This is a genomic window from Burkholderia ubonensis, from assembly GCF_902833085.1.
Taxonomy (GTDB): domain Bacteria; phylum Pseudomonadota; class Gammaproteobacteria; order Burkholderiales; family Burkholderiaceae; genus Burkholderia; species Burkholderia ubonensis.
In genome coordinates this window covers 528,225-543,999 of record NZ_CADFEB010000001.1, presented here as the reverse complement: position 1 = coordinate 543,999, position 15,775 = coordinate 528,225, and the positions used below count along the sequence as shown (strand labels likewise).

Genomic DNA, 15,775 nt, shown 5'->3' with positions numbered 1-15,775 from the left:
GTTCGGGTTTAGGGCGCGGGTTTCTCGACCTTGAGCCATTCAGTTCCGGGGCGTTCGTGGAAGATGCGCAAGGCAACCTACTCGCTTGCCGGCCAGAGGGCAGGGCCTATATTTGCGGAACGTCGCCGAGCCGGGACAAGGATCCGGACGACCTGCCCGATGGCGTGGGACGAGGCGCGTTCATACCATCTTCGCGGATTTACGGGGGTGCCGCCGGCCGGTCCGTTGTCGCCGTCAGTTCTCTTCCCGCATCGATGGCGTAATCGTGATGCCTACCAGCAATCCTTCCGGCCCGATGAACCGACTGACGGTCTGGCCCCACGGCTCAATGCGGTTCCTGACCAGCATCCGATACCCGCGTGATTCAAGTTCCGCCGTCGCCGCTTCGACGTTCTCGACATCAAACTCGATCCAGGCTTGGGGGATGGGTACGTCACGAGGCCACGAATCCGCGCCGAAGCACGACTGAGCGGCCTGAGAGAGCGGCCACAAGGCGAACGTGTTCGCGCCTTTCAGACTTTCCGTATGGAGGTAGCCGCCTTTCTCTTCCTTGAAGGGGATGCCGAAGGCCCGACTGTAGAGCTCGCGGCTGGCCTGGGCGTCGATCACGATCGGGCCGAAGCCTGCGATGAACAAGGCCGTGGTTTTGGGGATCGTTTCCATGGCTTCTCCGTTGCCGCGAACAAGCGGCGCCACGAGATTTTGGACGCAGCCAACCGGAGCACCCTATCGCATGGCGCCAGCTGAACGGCCAGTGTCTTCCCTCGCCGAGCGCCCGGCAACGGATTCCGCGTCAGCGCGCGACGAGGTTGATCGCCACGATTTCGTATCCGGTGTCGGCGTGCTGGTTCGCCGCTTTTTTCGCTTCCTCATACGAGAGAAAGGACATGGCGTCTTCAATCGCCGGTGCTATGCCGATATCTCCGTCTTCGGCACAGCAGAGGAAGTGCTCACCGGTTTTCACGACATAGATGGTCGTCATGTCTCCCTCCAAGGGTTGCAGGGGAATTTCCAGTCTAGCAGGCGGGAAGGGGGTGGGCGGTTCGAGGACTATAGTGGACATTGTTTCTGCACCTTTGAGCCAACCGCTTTCCCACGAAGGCTGACATGAGGTCAAGCAATGCAACTTCAAACCGGTAACCTGTTCAGCCCCGAAGGGAAGGGCGGCGGCGATGAGCGGATCGATGTGCTCGTCACGGGGCAACGCCTGAACGTGGAGCGGATCGTGTCGATGGGACACGCGAGTCCCGAGGGATTCTGGTATGACGATTCGCGCGCCGAATGGGTTGCGCTGCTGTCGGGCGCGGCCGTGCTCGAGTTCGAAGAGGATGCGACGCTGCACGAGATGCGTCCCGGCGACTATGTGCTGATCGAGCCGCATTGCCGGCATCGCGTCGCGTGGACGCATGCGGAAGAGCAGACTGTCTGGCTTGCGATTTATCACGAACGGTGAGTCGGGCGCCGACAGTCTGCCTCGCGTTCGCCGGTAATTATGGTAGCCCTCGGGCTACATAATTCTCAGTTTCGTCGGTCTTGGTGTCCCGGGGGCTACAAATGACAACACTGTCCGATGTCGGAGAGACCGACTCGCGTGACGAAGTCGAGCCCAGCGTTCGATGATGCGCGCGCGCCCCATGCCTACCGTGCGTTGCCTTGATACCCGGCCCGGAGCGCGTCCACGACAAGTTCTACTGCCCGCGACGACTTGCGCCGGCTCGGGTAATAGACGTGATGTCCGTCAAAGGTCGGAAACCAGTCCTCCAGAACCCAGTCGAGCCGGCCGGCTTCGACGTGAGGCTCAACCAGATCCTTCGGTACATAGGCGAGGCCGAAGCCGGCCAGTGCGGCGTCGACCATCTGGTAGACGTTGTTGAACGTCAACTGCCCTTCGACGCGGACTTGCAGCTCGCGTCGCCCCTTGCTCAGTTCCCACGACAGCAACGCGTTTCGCGTCGGCAATCGAAGATTGATGCAATTGTGCCGCGTCAGGTCTTGCGGCGTTTTCGTCACGGGTCGAGACGACAGATAGTCTGGAGAACCCACGATCGCCATCGTCATATCCGGGGCGATGCGCATCGCGATCATGTCCTTGGCCACCTGGTCGCCGAGCCGTACGCCAATGTCGTAGCGATCGGCGACGAGGTCGGTCAGCCCATAGTCGTTCACCAGTTCGATCTTGAGCGCCGGGTATTGACGGAGCAAGGCTTGCACCCGCGGCCAGACGTACGTGTTCGCAGCGTAGTCGGTGGTCGTGATCCGGACGTTGCCGGCCGGCTGATCGGTCATTGCACGCAGCGATTCAAGCTCTGCCTCGATCTCCTGAAAGCGCGGGCCGACCGACGTAAGCAACCGCTCGCCGGCCTCGGTCGGCGACACGCTGCGGGTCGTGCGCGTCAGCAACGGAATGCCCATCCGTCCCTCGAGCGCGCGCACGGTACGGCTCAACGCCGACTGAGACACGCCAAGCTGCGCGGCCGCCCGCGTGAAATTGCGCTCGCGCGCGACCGTCATGAACGCAACCAGATCGTTGAAGTCTTCCATTGATTGATGCACCAGAGCATAGGCCTATGCCGATTTTGCCACCTAGTCGCATGAATCGCGACACATTAGAGTTGGATCACTGGCCGCTGGAACGACGCATGCGGCACCTTTTCTGGAGAGGACAACATCATGGAATTGAAGCGCGCGGGCTCGCAGCCCTCGATCAAAGGCCCCGATGAGTGGTTCACGGGCACGGTACGGATCGACCCGCTGAATGCACCGCCGCCGCCCGCGCGCGTGTCGTGCGCCAGCGTGACGTTCGAGCCGGGCGCACGCTCCGCGTGGCACACGCATCCGCTCGGCCAGACGCTGCTCGTTACTGCAGGCTGCGGCTGGACGCAATGCGAAGGCGAGCCACGCGTCGAGATCCGAGCGGGCGACGTGATCTGGTGTCCGCCCGGCCACAAGCACTGGCACGGCGCGACGTCGACCACCGCCATGACGCATATCGCCATTCAGGAAGCGCTCGACGGCAAGAACGTCAACTGGCTGGAGAAGGTGACGGACGAGCAATACCTCGGCAGCGGCGAACCGCAATGAGGACGCTCGCGGCAGGCGCAGCGGCGGGACTGGCGCTCCTCGCCTCCGCGTGCGCAAACATGCAAAGGACCGACACCATGCAGGAATCACCGACCGTCGCCGACCTGAAAGCGGTTTCCCCGGCCTTTGAGCGATACACGGCTCGCACCGTGTTCGGCGGCCTGTGGAAACGGCCGCAACTCTCGCCGCGCGATCGCAGCATCGTGACGCTTTCGGTGCTGATCGCCCGCGGCCAGACCGTCGAGATGCCGTTTCATTTCCGGCTCGCGCTGGATAACGGCGTGAAGCCCGCAGAAATCTCGGAAATGATCGCGCATCTGGCGTTCTACTCGGGGTGGGCCAACGCAACCGCCGCGTCGGACATCGCAATGCACGTATTCGACGCGCGCGGAATCAGACCCGATCAGCTCACGCCTGCCGATGTCACGCCGCTGCCGCTGGACGAAGCGGCCGAGAACCAGCGCGCGCAGATGGTCGCGGACAACTTCGAGTCGGTCGCGCCCGGCGTGGTCGAGTACACGACCGACGTGCTGTTCCGCGACGTGTGGCTTCGCCCCGGGCTTGCACCGCGCGACCGCAGCCTGGTGACGGTGAGTGCGCTCGTCGCCAACGGCCAGGTCGCGCAGATCCCGTATCACCTGAATCGCGCGATGGACAACGGACTCACGAAGGACGAAGCGTCCGAAACGTTGACGCAACTGGCGTTCTACGCGGGATGGCCGAACGTGTTCTCGGCGATGCCCGTGTTCAAGGACGTATTTTCCAGGCGCGCGGCGTGACGCGCGCACAACCTGAAGAGAGGGACATCATGACCGACAACATCGCAGGCAAGGTCGTCGTCATTACTGGCGCGAGCAGCGGTCTCGGCGAAGAGACCGCGCGGCATCTGGCGAAGCTTGGCGCGAAGCTGGTGCTTGGCGCGCGCCGCGTGGACCGGCTGGAGCGGCTCGCCGACGAAATCAGCGCCGACCGGAAAGCCATTCTCGAAACGGACGTTACCCAGCGCGACGCGGTTCGGCGGCTGGTCGACCACGCGGTCGATCTGCACGGCCGCATCGACGTCATGCTGAACAACGCGGGACTGATGCCCAGTTCGATGCTGGAGCGCCTGCACGTGGACGAGTGGGACCGGATGATCGACGTCAACATCAAGGGCGTGCTGTACGGCATCGCCGCCGCGCTGCCGCACATGATCGCGCAGAAAGGCGGACACATCATCAACGTGTCGTCCGTGGCAGGGCACAAGGTCGGCCCGGGCGGCACCGTGTATGCGGCGACCAAGCACGCGGTGCAGGTGATTTCCGAAGGCTTGCGGCAGGAGGTCAAGCCGCACAACATCCGCACGACGATCATCTCGCCGGGCGCGGTGGCGACCGAGTTGACGCAGACCATTACCGACCCGGACGTTGCCAAGGGCATGAGCCAGGTTTATCAGCAGGCCATTCCCGCATCGGCGTTCGCACGTGCGGTGGAATACGCGATGAGTCAGCCTGATGACGTGGACATCAACGAAGTATTGTTCCGGCCCACCAGTCAGGCTTATTGAGCGTGGCCTTGTGCGTGCCCTGTCACTTTCGAATTCTGGAGGAAGATGTCATGCCCCATGTCATCGTCAAAGCGTGGCCCGGGAAAACCGAGGAGCAGAAGCGACGTCTGGCAGAGGCCATCACGCGCGACGTGATGGAGATTCTCGGCTACGGTGAAGAATCCGTCTCGGTGGGATTTGAGGAAATCCCGTCGGACAGATGGAAGGAAGAAGTCTATCGCCCGGACATCGAGGCGCGTTCTCGAACGCTTTACAAGAAACCCGGCTACAAAATGTAAAGGCGAGTCGCATGCGTATTCACCTTTGGCGGATGCTTCAGGGCGATCCGTTGCCGCAACGCTGGCGCCTGTGATGACCGATGTGCTGGCCGGATTCATGCTGTCGCCGTCGCTCAGCATGTCGTAGGTGGCCGAATCCTCGGGCGGGATGTCCTGCAGTTCAAACGTCTCGCCGCGCTTCGCGGAGATCATGTCCGTCCATATACCCTTCGGCCAATCCTGATCAACAACCCATTTTCAAGACGCCAGCGCAGCTAAACTGGTCTCGAAGCCTTGCTTCCCGACCATCGGATGTTGGACTGAGAACCCTTTGCGCCGATGGTCGGAAAAACCGTCTTGCCCAACAAGATGCAGCGAAGGGAAGAGAAGGGAATTCACGGCAGCAAAGAAGCGCGGGCCGTATGGGCGGCAACCCATACGACCCGCTGACCACAACCAACTCACCTCAGGAGTTGACCATGGCTGAAGCCAATAGTAAGTCACGCCCTAAGAAGCGTAAACCGCGCAAGCCGAACACCGTGCTTGCGATGATCCTCCGCAGCACACCTGACCGGCCCAAGAGGGGCTGGCCGTACATGCCGTGGATGAGCGTCATCGATGCGCACTTCAAGCTGTTCGGATTCGAACCGGGTGACCGGGTCTTCCTCAACATCAATCACAAGACTCGGCAAATCAACATCACGCCTGACTACAGCGAGCTTGCGCAGCGAGAGCAGCCCTACCATCAGCATGTCGAACGAGCGGAAACGGCATAAACAACAAGGACCGCTTCGCGCGGTCCTTGCTGCTGGATTGCCGATTTTGCACGAACGCGACTGACCGCCGGGGCGCTATCGCCCTAGCCTTTGCTTCGGATGCCGCGCGGCGTGCCGACCATCACCTTTAACAACTGTCATGGCCGCAAGGGCCTTTAAGCAGCAATGCGCATGTCGAAACTATCGAATGGATTCGCTCAACGGCAGTGCATGGGCTTCCCGACGACTCCCGCCGCCGGCCCCCAATTGATGACCAAACCGCAAGACATAGTGCATAGATATCGTTTGCCGCAGCCTTAACGGCTGCCGACAATCGTGGCTTGAATTCGCCGCCGGCGCGTCAAAAGCGCACCGCCGGCCGCCATCCGCCCCGAGCCCACGACGACATGTACGCGTTCACCACCCCGTTCCAGCACCCCGCCGGCTCGCCGATCCGCGAGCTGTTCAAGTATCTCGGCGAGCCCGGGATGATTTCCTTCGCGGGCGGCTACCCGGCCAGCGACCTGTTCGACGTCGACGGCCTGAACACAGCCGCCGCGCGCGCCTACGCGCAGCCGACCCGCTGCCTGCAATACGGACCGACCGACGGCCTCGCCGAGCTGAAGCACGAGCTGATCGCGCTGATGTCGCGCCGTGGCGTTGCGTGCACTCCCGCCGAACTGGTCGTCACGACCGGCTCGCAGCAGGGCCTCGACCTGCTGCTGCGCGTGATGGTCGCGCCGGGCGACGTCGTGCTGACCGAGCAGCCGGCCTACCCGGCGACGCTGCAGGCGCTGCGCCTGCAGCAGGCACGCATCGTCACGATCCCGGTCGACGGCGACGGTCTCGACGTCGACCGCCTCGACACGCTGCTGGCAGCGGGCACGATCGCGCAGCCGAAGCTGCTGTACACGGTGCCGACCTTCGCGAACCCGACCGGCGCGACGCTCGCGCGCGAGCGCCGCCTGAAGCTGCTGCGCCTCGCGGTGCGGCACCGCTTCCTGATCGTCGAGGACGACCCGTACGCCGACCTGCGCTTCGCGGGCGAAGCGCTGCCGTCGATGCTGGCGCTCGCCGGCGAAGTGGACGGCGCGCGCGACTGGATCGTGCATTTCGCGAGCCTGTCGAAGATCGTCGCGCCGGGCCTGCGGGTCGGCTGGACGATCGCGCCCGCCGAGATCGCGCGGCGCTGCGTGATCGCGAAACAGACGGTCGATCTGTGCAGCGCGCCGTGGACGCAGGCGATCGCCGCCGAGTATCTCGCCGACGGCGCGCTCGAACGTCATCTGCCGCGCATCACCGATGCGTACAAGCGCAAATGCGCGGCGATGTGCGACGCGCTGCGCGACGGCCTCGGCGATGCGATCGAATTCCATCGTCCGGAAGGCGGGATGTTCGTGTGGGCGCGGATCGGCGCGGTGTCGTCGGCGCAGCTGCTGCCGCACGCGATCGCGAACAAGATCGTTTTCGTGCCCGGCAACGCGTTCTTCGCGGACAACGTCGACGACGCGTCGCTGCGCCTGTCGTACGCCGCGCCGGACGTCGACGCGATCCGGGAAGGCGTCGCGCGGCTCGCGCGCGCGTATGGCGCGGCGCTGGCCGCTTGAGGATGAGGAGACCTATCAATGAACACGACCATCAACGCAACCGCATGGATGGATGAAGCACCGGGCATGGCCGACATCCGGCCGATCGCGCACCTGTCGTCGCAGATCAGCGCCGGCCCCGAATACGTCGCCGAAGTGCTCGGGCGATTCGGCGCAGATCACGCGGAGGCGTCCGACATGGCGCCGGTCGTGCTCGGCTACAACTGAGCGTCCGGTCGCAGCCGGAACGGTTAAGCTTGCGCGACCGACACCGCGCCCCGACCATGTCCGACTCCGTCACCGAATCGATTCAATCCACCTACGACCGCCTCTGGGCCTGCCTCGAGTCGGGCGTCGGCGCGAAGCGCTCGCCGTTCACGATGCTGCAGGCCGCGACGCTCGGCCTCGACGGCGCGCCGAAAGTACGCACGCTCGTGCTGCGTCAGGTGCGCCGCGCGGGCCACGTGCTGTCGTTCCACACCGATGCGCGCTCGGAGAAGGTCGCGGAGCTGCGTCGCGATCCGCGCATCGCACTGGTCGGCGTCGATCTCGACGCGCTCGTGCAGATTCGCGTGGAAGGCGTCGCATCGATCTGCACGGATGAAGCGGAGCGGCGCGCGGTCTGGCAATCGAGCCGTCCGCATACGCTGCTGCTGTATCGCGCGCCGCTGCCGCCCGGTACGCCGGTCGCGACGCCGGCCGATGCGCACCCGCAAACCGACGCAGGCCCGCTGACGGCAGACGACGGCTACGCGAATTTCTGCCTGATCCACGTGACGGCGACGCGTATCGATTTTCTCGATCTCGCGCTTTCAGAAGGGCATCGCCGCGCGATATTCGACCTGCATGCGGGCGGCTACGACGGCCGCTGGGTCGCGCCCTGACGCAAGCGGGCACGCGCGCTGCGACTGCGGCCGTCGCCAGCCCGGCTCAAGACTCAAGACTCAAGACTCAAGGCCGCCCGTCCTTCGCCGCCTGCGCGATCAGCCAGTCGCGCATCACCGCGAGATCGTCGTCGTCACGCCGCTCGCCCGGATACACGAGATAGAACCCGACCGACAGCGGAAACGCGAATTCGAACGGCTTGACCAGCCGGCCGGCGGCGATGTCGCGCTCGACGAGCGGATCGGTCGCGAGCGCGATGCCCTGGCCGGCGACCGCCGCGTCGATCGCGAGCGACGTCTGGTTGAAGCGCAGCCCCTTGTGCGGATCGACGTCGACGGGCTCCGGCAGCGCGGCGAGAAATTCCGGCCACAGATCGTGCCCGTCGTGCAGCAGCACGTGGCCCGCAAGCGCGCGCAGCGGCGCAGGCGCGGCCAGCAGCGACGGGCTGCACACCGCGTAGATGTCGAGCGCAAACAACGCGTGCGCGGCAAGGCTCTTGCCGAACGGCGGCTTGCCATAGCGGATCGCGAGATCGACGCCGTCGTGGCGGAACGTCGCGAGCTGCGCGTCGGCGATCACGCGCACGTCGAGGTCCGGGTGCGCGTCGGTGAAGCGGGCGAGCCGCGGGATCAGCCACTTCGACGCGAACGACGGCGTCGTGCTGATCGTCAGCGTCGCGCGGCGCTTGACGAGCTTGTCGGTCGCGTCGGCGATCGCGTTCAGCGCGCGCTGCACGTCGGAGAAATACGCGGCGCCGTCGTGCGTCAGCGCGAGGCCGCGCGGCAGCCGCTCGAACAGCCGCAGGCCGAGCACGTCCTCCAGATGCCGCACCTGCTGCGCGACCGCGCCCTGCGTGACGCCGATCTCGTCCGCCGCGGCGCGGAAGTTCAGGTGGCGCGCGGACACTTCGAACGCGCGCAGCGCATTCAGCGGCGGCAGGCGGGACAGGCGGCGGGGCGGCATCTTCAGGTTGTAGAAAATCTATCGGCTACAGGCAGAAATACTGGTTCGACAGCGGCGGTCGATGCGCCTACATTACCACCAAGGCGCACCGGCTGGCGGCTGCGCGGCGGCTTGAATCGATCGAGGGGCACATCGTGACTGTAGAAAAAGTGGCATTGATCACGGCGGCGGGCAAGGGCATGGGCGCGGCGATCGCGCGTGAACTGGCGGCGACGGGCTACCGCGTCGCGCTGATGTCGCCGTCCGGCAGCGCGGTCGCACTGGGCGAGGAGCTGGGCGGTTTCGGCATCCAGGGCTCGGTGACCGAGGACGCCGACATCGAGCGGCTCGTGCGCGAGACGATCGCGCGGTACGGCCGCATCGACGCGGTCGTGAACAACACCGGGCATCCGCCGAAGGGCGACCTGCTGTCGATCACCGACGACAACTGGCATGCGGGGCTGGACCTGATCCTGCTGAACGTCGTGCGCGTGATGCGGCGCGTGACGCCGATCTTCCAGGCGCAGGGCGGTGGCGCGGTGGTGAACATCTCGAGTTTCGCGGCGGATGCGCCCGAGCAGCCGATGCCGGTGTCGTCGACGCTGCGCGCGGCGTTGAGCGCGTGGACGCGCCTCTACGCGGAGCGCTACGCGGCCGAGAACATCCGGATGAACGCGGTGCTGCCGGGTTTCATCGACAGCTGGCCGGAAACGCCGGAGATCGTCGCGCGCATTCCCGCGGGCCGCTTCGGCAAGACCGGGGAAATCGCGAAGACGGTCGCGTTCCTGCTGTCCGACGGCGCGGGGTACATCACCGGGCAGAACATCCGCGTCGACGGCGCGATCGTGAAGGCGCTCTGAGCGCCGGCGGCGGGCGCGTCCGTTCCGGGCCGCCCGCCGCTGCACGGCTCGGCATCGCCCCTGCGGCTGCTACAAAACCGTACAAATCAGACAAATTCGGGATACATCAGACCTTTCCAATTGCCTACGCCGCCGTTTCGATTGCGCGGCATGTCCAATTTCGGAAAGGAGGATGTAGAACATGTCTTCAACACCGTTTTCGCCGATGCGCCGCCACCTGCTGGCCAGTTCCGTGGCCGCGGGCGTATCCGCGATGCTTCCCACTGCACTTCACGCCGCGACGGGCGGCGGCGGCATTCGCCCGTTCACGGCGCACATTCCCGACGAAGCGCTCGCCGACCTGCGCCGCCGCATTGCCGCGACGCGCTGGCCGGGCCGCGAGACGGTTGCCGACGAATCGCAGGGCGTGCGGCTCGCGCGCATGCAGCAGCTTCTCCGGTACTGGGGCACCGAGTACGACTGGCGCAAGGGCGAAGCGCGCCTGAACGGCTTTCCGATGTTCATCACGGAAATCGACGGCCTCGACATTCACTTCATCCACGTCCGGTCGCGGCACGAGAACGCGATGCCGATGATCATGACGCACGGCTGGCCCGGCTCGATCTTCGAGCTGCTGAAGGCGATCGGCCCGCTGACCGATCCGACCGCGCACGGCGCGAGCGCAGACGATGCGTTTCACGTCGTCGTGCCGTCGCTGCCGGGCTTCGGCTTCTCGGGCCGGCCGACGAAGACGGGCTGGGGCTCGGACCACATCGCGCGCGCGTGGGGCGAATTGATGGCGCGCCTCGGCTATACGCGCTTCGTGTCGCAGGGCGGCGATTGCGGGTCGGTGATTTCGCACCGGATGGCGATGCAGCGCGTGAAGGGGCTGGCCGGGATTCACGTGAACATGCCGGCTACGGTGCCGCCCGACATCGCGACGCTGCTCGCGACCGACGCGCCCGCGCCGGCCGGGCTGTCGGCGAAGGAAAAAGCCGCCTACGAGAAGCTCGCGACGTTCTACCGCGACAACTGCGGCTATTCGGCAATGATGGTGACGCGCCCGCAGACGGTCGGCTACGCGCTGGCCGATTCGCCCGCCGGGCAGGCCGCATGGATGTACGACAAGATTTCGCAGTGGACGTACAGCGGCGGCATTCCCGAGCGCTCGATTCCGCGCGACGAGATTCTCGACGACATCTCGCTCTACTGGCTGACCAATACGGCGACGTCCGCGGCGCAGATCTACTGGGAGGATCACTCGAACAACTTCAACGCGGTGGATATCGCGCTGCCGGCGGCGATTACCGTGTTCCCCGGCGAGATCTATCAGGCGCCGCGCAGCTGGGCCGAGCGTTGCTATCACAACCTGATTTATTTCAATGAGGTCGGCAAGGGCGGGCATTTCGCGGCATGGGAGGAGCCCGAGCTGTTTGCGCAGGAAGTGCGTGCGGGGTTCCGGCCGCTGCGCCGCGCGTAGGCGTGGCCTGAAGGACGAACGCGAGCCTGCGGAAAACGCGGCTCGCGTTCGTCCGCAGGTGCCGTTTTTCGCAGGATTTTGAATCGCTGTATGTCGGATTCGAACGCAGATACGTTGAGATACAAAGCGTCCGCGCGGTTCGGATATAAATCCGGTGAAGCGATTCCAGCGCGCCCGCCCAGTGCCGTGGGCCCTTTCCTCAGCTATCGACCATGGAGAACGAGTCATGCCCGAAACCGTGAACACCCGCCGCCGCCTGATCCTGGGGACGACGCTCGCGAGCCTTGCCGACCTGGGGCTCGGCAATCTCGCGCACGCGCAATCGGCGCCCGATGCGTCGCCGAAGCCGCGCGCGGCCGGCGGCGGCGCGTCGTTCGGCACGATCCGCCAGATCGACGCGGGCGTGCTCGACGTCGGGTATGCGGACGTGGGACCGAAGCACGGCCCCGTCGTGTTCCTGCTGCACGGCTGGCCCTACGACATCCACAGCTACGCCGAGGTCGCGCCGCTGCTCGCGGCGGCCGGCTATCGCGTGATCGTCCCGTACCTGCGCGGCTACGGCTCGACGACGTTCCGCTCGGCCGACACGCCGCGCAACGGCCAGCAGGCGGTGACGGCCGTCGACATCGTCGCGCTGATGGACGCGCTGAAGATCGACCAGGCCGTGTTCGGCGGCTATGACTGGGGCGCGCGCACGGCCGACATCATCGCGGCGCTGTGGCCGCAGCGCGTGAAGGCGCTGGTGTCGGTGAGCGGCTACCTGATCGGCAGCCAGGAGGCGAACCGCAAGCCGCTGCCGCCGCAGGCCGAATTCCAGTGGTGGTATCAGTTCTATTTCTCGACCGAGCGCGGCGCGCTTGGCTACGCGCAGAACCGCGACGCGTTCAACAAGCTGATCTGGCAGCTCGCATCGCCGAAATGGCAGTTCGACGACGCGACCTACGCGCGCTCGGCGGCGTCGTTCCGGAATCCCGATCACGTGGCCGTCGTGATCCACAACTACCGCTGGCGTCTCGGGCTCGCGAAGGGCGACGCGCAATACGACGACATCGAGCGGCGTCTCGCAGCCGGGCCTGCGATCACGGTGCCGACGATCACGATGGAAGGCGACGCGAACGGCGCGCCGCATCCGGGACCGGCCGCGTACGCGAAGAAGTTCACCGGCAAATACCAGCATCGCACGATCAGCGGCGGCATCGGCCACAACCTGCCGCAGGAGGCGCCGCAGGCGTTCGCCGATGCGATCCTGCAAGTGGAGCATCTGTGATGCGGGCGGGAACGGGTGTCATGCATCGCGGCCTGGTTCGTGCATGCTTTGCGGGCGTGCTGCTGCTGGCCGCGCTGGGAGCGGATGGCCCGGCCGCGTTCGCTGAGCCGACGAAGCCGGCCGCGTCGCCGATCTACGGCGTGACGATTCCGCCCGGCTACCGGAAATGGGAATTGGTCGCGCCGGCCGAGGAAGCCGCGCCGCTCGACGAATTGCGCGTGGTGCTCGGCAACCCGGTCGCGATCCGCGCGCTCGAGCAGGCGACGCAGCCGTTTCCGGACGGCACGATCCTCGTCAAGCTGGCGTACAAACGCAAGCAGTCGGACGAATTCCCGCCGGCGACGGTGCCGGGGCAGGCGACGACCGTGCAGGTGATGGTGAAGGACTCGCGCCGCTACGCGGCGACCGGCGGCTGGGGGTTCGGGCGCTTCATCAACGGCGTGCCGGCGGACATCGGTCAGCACCAGACCTGCTTCGCGTGTCATCAGGCGCGTGTGAAGAACCACGATTACGTGTTTACACGGCTCGCGCCGTGATGTTGACACTGCAGTGTTACGGATACGCCTTGCGATGTGGCGCTGTTGATCGCCATGGTAACCTCCGTCCTCTGCGGTGCACGTTTTAATGTAGGCGCATTCACCGTATACTTGCCAAGCTCGCGACCACGTATGGATACGACGGATGCTCGGCAGCCGAAGTGGTGGCAACTTGAAATGCGTGAGGCACTATCGATCTTGAAAACACCTTCAGCCCTCAACAGCCTGCTCGATGCCCATGTGACCATTATTGGGGATAAGCGGATGAAGAAAGGAAAAGCTGATGCTTGAATCTCTCCGGCTACACAATGTCGGCCCAGCGCCGGTGATGAACATGGAGCTTGCGCCGAGATTGAATCTGATTACCGGCGACAATGGGCTCGGCAAGAGTTTCCTTCTCGATGTCGCATGGTGGGCGTTGACGCGCACTTGGGCTCGTGGGTTGGCTATACCGAAGCCAGGAACAAAGTCTTCCATCTCATTCGCATACACAGAGAAGACGCCGGAGCCGTATACATATACCAGCAAGTTCGATGTAGGTGCGGAGCGTTGGTCTGTCAAGAACAGCAGGCCGGCTATTCCCGGACTCATCCTCTATGCCCAAGTTGACGGTGGATTCTCGGTTTGGGACCCCGCGCGGAACTACTGGAAAGACGATTCACCCGATCGTCCGAATGCCTACTTGTTCTCCGCAAGTGAGGTCTGGGAAGGGAACGATTACTGTGAAGGTCTCATTCGAGACTGGGGTTCTTGGCAAAGGGAGAAGGGGCGCCCCTTCAAACTGCTCAAGAATGTTCTGGAGACGCTCTCGCCTTCGGCGCAGGAGAAGCTTGAGGCTGGTGACCTCGTCAAGCTGACGGTTAGCGATCCAAAGCGATATCCGACGCTGAGAATGCCGTATGGAGACGATGTGCCGGTCGTGCATGCATCGGCCGGTATTCGTCGAATCATTGCGCTCGCCTATCTCCTGATCTGGACTTGGGAGGAGCACCTCGAGGCAGCACGTGTGCGTGGAGAGCCCCCGGCTCGCGAAGTTGTCTTCCTGGTCGACGAAATCGAAGCACACCTTCACCCGCAATGGCAGCGGCGCATCGTTCCGGCTTTGTTGCGTGTGATGGATGCCCTCACAGGGCAGCATAAATCAAGAGTCCAGCTCATTGCAGTGACTCACTCACCGCTCGTCCTGGCGTCTGCCGAACCTTTTTTCGATGCAGATGTGGACGCTTGGTTCGATCTCGATCTCAATGCTGGTACGAAAAGTGTTGAATTGCAGAAACGCACATTTGTGCGGCACGGTGAGGTAGGGAATTGGCTGACGAGCGAAGCATTCGAGTTAAGCGAACCCCGCTCATTAGAGGGAGAGCGAGCGATCACGGCTGCGTTGGCGCTCTTGGAGCAATCAGATCCGGCAGACGGCGAAATCGCAGCGGCCGATAAAGCGCTGCACAGGGCTGGCATTCCTGACATCGATCCGTTTTGGGTTCGCTGGGATTACTTCATGACCCGGAGACGTCAGTTGCACGAACAGGGTAGCGGACGCGCCTCCTCTGGCGTGAAATCCAAGCGCACGAGGATAAAGTCTTGATTCCAGTTTCGCTCGCGGCAGAGCCGGCAGATTTTGACGCAGAGGTTCGCCAAGCTGGCCTTTCGGCTATTGATGAACTCGTGGGGCGTCCCCCCCGCGTCAAGCGTTCTGGACGGCGTCGAAAAAAAATCGCGGATAGTGAGTCGAAGATACCCTCCGACAAGTTCCCACCGTTCTGGAGGCGAGCGCTCGATGACATGCTCGATGTATACGATCGCCGATGCGCATATCTCTCGATGTACATACATCATGCAACCGGAAGTCCGACGGTTGACCACGTTCTGCCAAAATCCTTTGCTTGGAACCTGGTTTACGAGTGGTCGAACTACCGGCTCTGTGCGGCGATTGTGAACGCCAAAAAGAACGATTTGCTCACGCTGGTTGACCCATTCCGCGTGAGGCGGGGGTGGTTCGAACTGAATCTGGTTACTTATCGCGTGCAGCGAGGGGCAAGTGCTCCGCGTACGCAGTGGTCGAAGATCGACGCCACGCTGCCAGTCCTGAATCTTCGCGATTGCTGCAAGGAACGAGAGGAGTACCTCTATCGTTACCAGCTCGGCCCTGCCAATGGCGGCATTGATCTCACCTACCTTGAGCATCGAGCGCCCTTTATTGCTTCTGAACTTCGGCGGCAAGGTCAGCTTCGAGCTGGAGATGTGTAGTACGCCAGTTTCGCGACTATGTCGCCCGGTCTATCGGCGACATAGTCGCGAAATTTTTTCAGCGCCCGTTGACGGCGTTCATGATCTTGCCCTTCACCTGATGAGCCGTACCGCTGAACATCGGCGCTTTTTCGGAAGCGAGACCGGATTTTCAGTGAATCGTTTTGGATCGGGATTTTGGCGTGCGATAAAACAATGACAACTATTGTGCGACATGCGTTTATAAATTAAATCGTTCGAATCGGGGCGCGTTGCCGGACGCGGAGAGCTTGAAGTAGTGATAATGCTTCGAGTCGGTCGCAGGAATTTTTCCATTCGATGCGGCTTGTCGAATGGTAGTCTCGTTTCAATATT

Annotated in this window: 20 protein-coding genes; 16 read left to right on the top strand and 4 right to left on the bottom strand. The window is 63.8% G+C overall.

The annotated features are described in order from the left end of the window. Nucleotides 1-234 precede the first annotated feature (234 nt). Together HWX31_RS02330 and HWX31_RS02325 are read right to left on the bottom strand one after the other, a co-directional pair. Nucleotides 235-663, bottom strand: coding sequence for a VOC family protein (locus HWX31_RS02330; protein ID WP_174962646.1), 429 nt, complete (start codon nucleotides 661-663; stop codon nucleotides 235-237). Between the two features lie 130 nt (nucleotides 664-793). After that, nucleotides 794-982 (bottom strand): hypothetical protein, encoded by a 189-nt coding sequence (locus HWX31_RS02325; protein WP_059614458.1) that lies wholly within the window; start codon nucleotides 980-982, stop codon nucleotides 794-796. A 138-nt stretch (nucleotides 983-1,120) separates the two neighbouring features. On the opposite strand from HWX31_RS02325, the gene HWX31_RS02320 reads away from it, so the two are divergent. Further along, complete coding sequence (locus HWX31_RS02320; protein WP_059614439.1) at nucleotides 1,121-1,453, top strand: cupin domain-containing protein; 333 nt, start codon at nucleotides 1,121-1,123, stop codon at nucleotides 1,451-1,453. A 185-nt stretch (nucleotides 1,454-1,638) separates the two neighbouring features. Here HWX31_RS02320 and HWX31_RS02315 read toward each other — a convergent pair whose 3' ends face one another. Then, nucleotides 1,639-2,541: a LysR family transcriptional regulator gene (locus tag HWX31_RS02315; RefSeq protein ID WP_174962644.1), complete on the bottom strand. Its 903-nt coding sequence runs from the start codon at nucleotides 2,539-2,541 to the stop codon at nucleotides 1,639-1,641. Nucleotides 2,542-2,670: 129 nt separating this feature from the next. Here HWX31_RS02315 and HWX31_RS02310 point away from each other — a divergent pair, with 129 nt between their 5' ends. The 8 genes from HWX31_RS02310 to HWX31_RS02275 all read left to right on the top strand — a co-directional run bounded on the left by HWX31_RS02310 (nucleotide 2,671) and on the right by HWX31_RS02275 (nucleotide 8,109). Further along, nucleotides 2,671-3,081, top strand: a complete 411-nt coding sequence (locus tag HWX31_RS02310; protein ID WP_174962642.1) for a (R)-mandelonitrile lyase — start codon at nucleotides 2,671-2,673, stop codon at nucleotides 3,079-3,081. A 77-nt stretch (nucleotides 3,082-3,158) separates the two neighbouring features. Continuing rightward, complete coding sequence (locus HWX31_RS02305; protein ID WP_244143620.1) at nucleotides 3,159-3,860, top strand: carboxymuconolactone decarboxylase family protein; 702 nt, start codon at nucleotides 3,159-3,161, stop codon at nucleotides 3,858-3,860. Nucleotides 3,861-3,889: 29 nt separating this feature from the next. Continuing rightward, a complete protein-coding gene (locus HWX31_RS02300; RefSeq protein ID WP_174962638.1) occupies nucleotides 3,890-4,627 on the top strand; it encodes an SDR family oxidoreductase in 738 nt (245 codons plus the stop codon). A 50-nt stretch (nucleotides 4,628-4,677) separates the two neighbouring features. Beyond that, nucleotides 4,678-4,905, top strand: coding sequence for a tautomerase family protein (locus HWX31_RS02295; protein WP_174962636.1), 228 nt, complete (start codon nucleotides 4,678-4,680; stop codon nucleotides 4,903-4,905). A 458-nt stretch (nucleotides 4,906-5,363) separates the two neighbouring features. Then, nucleotides 5,364-5,660: a hypothetical protein gene (locus HWX31_RS02290; protein WP_244143619.1), complete on the top strand. Its 297-nt coding sequence runs from the start codon at nucleotides 5,364-5,366 to the stop codon at nucleotides 5,658-5,660. Between the two features lie 386 nt (nucleotides 5,661-6,046). Beyond that, the gene (locus HWX31_RS02285; protein ID WP_174962634.1) at nucleotides 6,047-7,246 is read left to right on the top strand and encodes an aminotransferase-like domain-containing protein; all 1,200 of its coding nucleotides are present in this window, start codon (nucleotides 6,047-6,049) and stop codon (nucleotides 7,244-7,246) included. Between the two features lie 18 nt (nucleotides 7,247-7,264). Further along, complete coding sequence (locus HWX31_RS02280) at nucleotides 7,265-7,453, top strand: hypothetical protein (protein WP_174962632.1); 189 nt, start codon at nucleotides 7,265-7,267, stop codon at nucleotides 7,451-7,453. Between the two features lie 56 nt (nucleotides 7,454-7,509). Continuing rightward, nucleotides 7,510-8,109: a pyridoxamine 5'-phosphate oxidase family protein gene (locus HWX31_RS02275; RefSeq protein WP_174962630.1), complete on the top strand. Its 600-nt coding sequence runs from the start codon at nucleotides 7,510-7,512 to the stop codon at nucleotides 8,107-8,109. A gap of 67 nt (nucleotides 8,110-8,176) precedes the next feature. Here HWX31_RS02275 and gcvA read toward each other — a convergent pair whose 3' ends face one another. After that, entirely contained in the window at nucleotides 8,177-9,073 is an 897-nt protein-coding gene (gene gcvA / locus HWX31_RS02270; protein ID WP_174962628.1) for a transcriptional regulator GcvA, read from the bottom strand. 134 nt (nucleotides 9,074-9,207) lie between these two features. Here gcvA and HWX31_RS02265 point away from each other — a divergent pair, with 134 nt between their 5' ends. The 7 genes from HWX31_RS02265 to HWX31_RS02235 all read left to right on the top strand — a co-directional run bounded on the left by HWX31_RS02265 (nucleotide 9,208) and on the right by HWX31_RS02235 (nucleotide 15,421). Then, complete coding sequence (locus HWX31_RS02265) at nucleotides 9,208-9,912, top strand: SDR family oxidoreductase (protein ID WP_174962626.1); 705 nt, start codon at nucleotides 9,208-9,210, stop codon at nucleotides 9,910-9,912. 181 nt (nucleotides 9,913-10,093) lie between these two features. Beyond that, on the top strand, nucleotides 10,094-11,371 hold the full coding sequence (locus HWX31_RS02260; protein WP_174962624.1) for an epoxide hydrolase family protein: 1,278 nt from the start codon (nucleotides 10,094-10,096) through the stop codon (nucleotides 11,369-11,371). A gap of 226 nt (nucleotides 11,372-11,597) precedes the next feature. Next, on the top strand, nucleotides 11,598-12,638 hold the full coding sequence (locus HWX31_RS02255) for an alpha/beta fold hydrolase (RefSeq protein WP_174962622.1): 1,041 nt from the start codon (nucleotides 11,598-11,600) through the stop codon (nucleotides 12,636-12,638). Beyond that, nucleotides 12,638-13,174 carry a cytochrome P460 family protein gene (locus HWX31_RS02250; RefSeq protein ID WP_174962620.1) on the top strand — a complete coding sequence of 179 codons (537 nt, stop codon included), beginning with the start codon at nucleotides 12,638-12,640 and terminating at the stop codon, nucleotides 13,172-13,174. The genes HWX31_RS02255 and HWX31_RS02250 overlap by 1 nt, the downstream gene beginning before the upstream one ends. A 132-nt stretch (nucleotides 13,175-13,306) precedes the next feature. Then, nucleotides 13,307-13,465 (top strand): hypothetical protein, encoded by a 159-nt coding sequence (locus HWX31_RS02245; protein WP_174962617.1) that lies wholly within the window; start codon nucleotides 13,307-13,309, stop codon nucleotides 13,463-13,465. Next, complete coding sequence (locus tag HWX31_RS02240) at nucleotides 13,458-14,759, top strand: AAA family ATPase (RefSeq protein WP_174962615.1); 1,302 nt, start codon at nucleotides 13,458-13,460, stop codon at nucleotides 14,757-14,759. Before HWX31_RS02245 ends, HWX31_RS02240 begins: the two co-directional genes overlap by 8 nt. Beyond that, a complete protein-coding gene (locus HWX31_RS02235) occupies nucleotides 14,756-15,421 on the top strand; it encodes a hypothetical protein (protein ID WP_174962613.1) in 666 nt (221 codons plus the stop codon). Before HWX31_RS02240 ends, HWX31_RS02235 begins: the two co-directional genes overlap by 4 nt. The last annotated feature ends 354 nt before the right edge of the window (nucleotides 15,422-15,775 follow it).

What these genes read in the sequence shown, in the direction of transcription:
- HWX31_RS02330 (WP_174962646.1), bottom strand. Translation starts at nt 663, where the DNA reads ATGGAAACGATCCCCAAAACCACGGCCTTGTTCATCGCAGGCTTCGGC.
- HWX31_RS02325 (WP_059614458.1), bottom strand. Translation starts at nt 982, where the DNA reads ATGACGACCATCTATGTCGTGAAAACCGGTGAGCACTTCCTCTGCTGT.
- HWX31_RS02320 (WP_059614439.1), top strand. Translation starts at nt 1,121, where the DNA reads ATGCAACTTCAAACCGGTAACCTGTTCAGCCCCGAAGGGAAGGGCGGC.
- HWX31_RS02315 (WP_174962644.1), bottom strand. Translation starts at nt 2,541, where the DNA reads ATGGAAGACTTCAACGATCTGGTTGCGTTCATGACGGTCGCGCGCGAG.
- HWX31_RS02310 (WP_174962642.1), top strand. Translation starts at nt 2,671, where the DNA reads ATGGAATTGAAGCGCGCGGGCTCGCAGCCCTCGATCAAAGGCCCCGAT.
- HWX31_RS02305 (WP_244143620.1), top strand. Translation starts at nt 3,159, where the DNA reads ATGCAGGAATCACCGACCGTCGCCGACCTGAAAGCGGTTTCCCCGGCC.
- HWX31_RS02300 (WP_174962638.1), top strand. Translation starts at nt 3,890, where the DNA reads ATGACCGACAACATCGCAGGCAAGGTCGTCGTCATTACTGGCGCGAGC.
- HWX31_RS02295 (WP_174962636.1), top strand. Translation starts at nt 4,678, where the DNA reads ATGCCCCATGTCATCGTCAAAGCGTGGCCCGGGAAAACCGAGGAGCAG.
- HWX31_RS02290 (WP_244143619.1), top strand. Translation starts at nt 5,364, where the DNA reads ATGGCTGAAGCCAATAGTAAGTCACGCCCTAAGAAGCGTAAACCGCGC.
- HWX31_RS02285 (WP_174962634.1), top strand. Translation starts at nt 6,047, where the DNA reads ATGTACGCGTTCACCACCCCGTTCCAGCACCCCGCCGGCTCGCCGATC.
- HWX31_RS02280 (WP_174962632.1), top strand. Translation starts at nt 7,265, where the DNA reads ATGAACACGACCATCAACGCAACCGCATGGATGGATGAAGCACCGGGC.
- HWX31_RS02275 (WP_174962630.1), top strand. Translation starts at nt 7,510, where the DNA reads ATGTCCGACTCCGTCACCGAATCGATTCAATCCACCTACGACCGCCTC.
- gcvA (WP_174962628.1), bottom strand. Translation starts at nt 9,073, where the DNA reads ATGCCGCCCCGCCGCCTGTCCCGCCTGCCGCCGCTGAATGCGCTGCGC.
- HWX31_RS02260 (WP_174962624.1), top strand. Translation starts at nt 10,094, where the DNA reads ATGTCTTCAACACCGTTTTCGCCGATGCGCCGCCACCTGCTGGCCAGT.
- HWX31_RS02255 (WP_174962622.1), top strand. Translation starts at nt 11,598, where the DNA reads ATGCCCGAAACCGTGAACACCCGCCGCCGCCTGATCCTGGGGACGACG.
- HWX31_RS02250 (WP_174962620.1), top strand. Translation starts at nt 12,638, where the DNA reads ATGCGGGCGGGAACGGGTGTCATGCATCGCGGCCTGGTTCGTGCATGC.
- HWX31_RS02245 (WP_174962617.1), top strand. Translation starts at nt 13,307, where the DNA reads ATGGATACGACGGATGCTCGGCAGCCGAAGTGGTGGCAACTTGAAATG.
- HWX31_RS02240 (WP_174962615.1), top strand. Translation starts at nt 13,458, where the DNA reads ATGCTTGAATCTCTCCGGCTACACAATGTCGGCCCAGCGCCGGTGATG.